Raw genomic sequence first — 1889 nt, 5'->3', positions numbered from 1 at the left:
GCGTACTGATTCCCTTCATGATGTTCACCCGTCAGGAACACAGCATCGACCAAATGACTGCCGTTTGGCTGTTGCCGGTGGTCGCCGCAGAAGTCGCCGCTGCCAGCGGTGGCTTACTGGCACCGCACTTGGCGGATGCCCATTCGCAACTGGTGATGCTGGTGACGAGTTATGTGCTGTGGGCCTTTTCCCTGCCGGTAGCCTTCAGCATTTTGACGATCCTGTTGCTGCGCATGGCGCTGCATAAACTGCCCCACGAAAACATGGCAGCCTCCAGTTGGCTGGCGTTGGGCCCGATTGGCACTGGGGCGCTGGGCATGTTGCTGCTGGGGGCGGACGCGCCGGCGATCTTCGCCGCGAACGGCCTGCCGGGCATCGGTGAAATCGCCGCTGGCCTGGGGCTGGTGGCCGGAATCACGCTGTGGGGTTTTGGCTTGTGGTGGATGCTGATCGCGATGTTGATTACCTTGCGTTACCTGCGCGGCGGCATCCCGTTCAACCTCGGCTGGTGGGGGTTTACCTTCCCGTTGGGGGTCTATTCACTGGCGACATTAAAACTGGCCAGCACCTTGAACCTGACCTTTTTCAGCATCTTCGGCTGCGTGCTGGTGGCAATGCTGGCGGTGATGTGGCTGATCGTTGCACGGCGGACGCTGCAAGGCGCATGGCGCGGCGAACTGTTTGTGTCGCCGTGCATTGCAGGATTAAAGAAATAACCTGAAAAGATTAGGTAGTGTGTGGCCTGGATCGCCGTTCGACATTCCAATAGCAGTATCCACGCCACTCGCTACCCAACATCAGGGACACATGGAAGATGAGTCACCCCTCACAGTTCACTTTGCTTCGCACCCGGCGCTTCCTGCCGTTTTTCGTGACCCAGTCCCTCGGGGCGTTCAACGACAACCTGTTCAAACAGTCGCTGATCCTCGCCATTCTGTACAAGCTGACCCTCGACGGTGACCGCTCGATCTGGGTCAACCTCTGCGCGCTGCTGTTCATCCTGCCGTTTTTTTTGTTCTCGGCGCTGGCCGGTCAGTTCGGTGAAAAGTTCGCCAAGGACCGCCTGATCCGTCTGATCAAACTCGGCGAAATCGTCATCATGGCGGTGGGCGCAGTCGGATTCATTTTTGACCATCTGTCGTTGATGCTGGTGGCGCTGTTTGCCATGGGCACCCACTCGGCGCTGTTCGGGCCGGTGAAATATTCGATCCTGCCCCAAGCCTTGCGCGAAGAAGAGCTGGTCGGCGGCAATGGGCTGGTGGAAATGGGCACCTTCCTGGCGATTCTCGCCGGGACTATCGGCGCCGGGATCATGATGTCCTCCAGTCATTACGCGCTCATTGTCTCCTGCGCGATCATCGGCGTTGCGGTGCTCGGCTACCTGGCCAGTTGCAGCATTCCACGGGCGGCAGCGTCGTCGCCGGAAATGCGCCTGAACTGGAACATTTTCAGCCAATCCTGGGTCACCTTGAAGTTGGGCCTTGGGCAGACCCCGGCAGTGTCGCGTTCGATTGTCGGCAACTCATGGTTCTGGTTTGTCGGGGCGATTTACCTGACGCAGATCCCGGCCTATGCCAAAGAGTGGATGCACGGCGACGAAACTGCGGTGACGCTGATTCTGACGGTGTTCTCGGTGGGTATCGCGCTCGGTTCTATGCTGTGTGAAAAGCTCTCCGGGCGCAAAGTCGAGATCGGCTTGGTGCCGTTCGGCTCGTTCGGCCTGACCGTGTTTGGCTTGTTGTTGTGGTGGCATTCCGGCGGAATTCCGGACAGCGTGACGGGCCATGGCTGGGTCGAAGTCCTCGGGTTCGGTCACACCTGGCTGGTGTTGATCGACATCCTTGGTCTGGGGATCTTCGGTGGCTTCTACATCGTGCCGCTGTATGCAC

General features: G+C 59.1%; 2 protein-coding genes. Both read left to right on the top strand.

The genetic code is table 11. From position 1 onward, the window contains the following. The coding region (locus tag AC1DRJ_RS26055; protein WP_477804686.1) for an SLAC1 family transporter at positions 1 to 716 on the top strand (716 nt) is incomplete at its 5' end. Between the two features lie 98 nt (positions 717 to 814). After that, positions 815 to 1889 (top strand): MFS transporter (locus AC1DRJ_RS26050; RefSeq protein WP_477804685.1); only part of this gene is annotated, 1075 nt, incomplete at its 3' end.

The sequence above is a fragment of the Pseudomonas sp. P5_B2 genome (assembly GCF_056400445.1).
The sequence above is the reverse complement of the archived record's forward strand: the minus strand, read 5'-3'. Positions and strand labels throughout refer to the sequence as shown.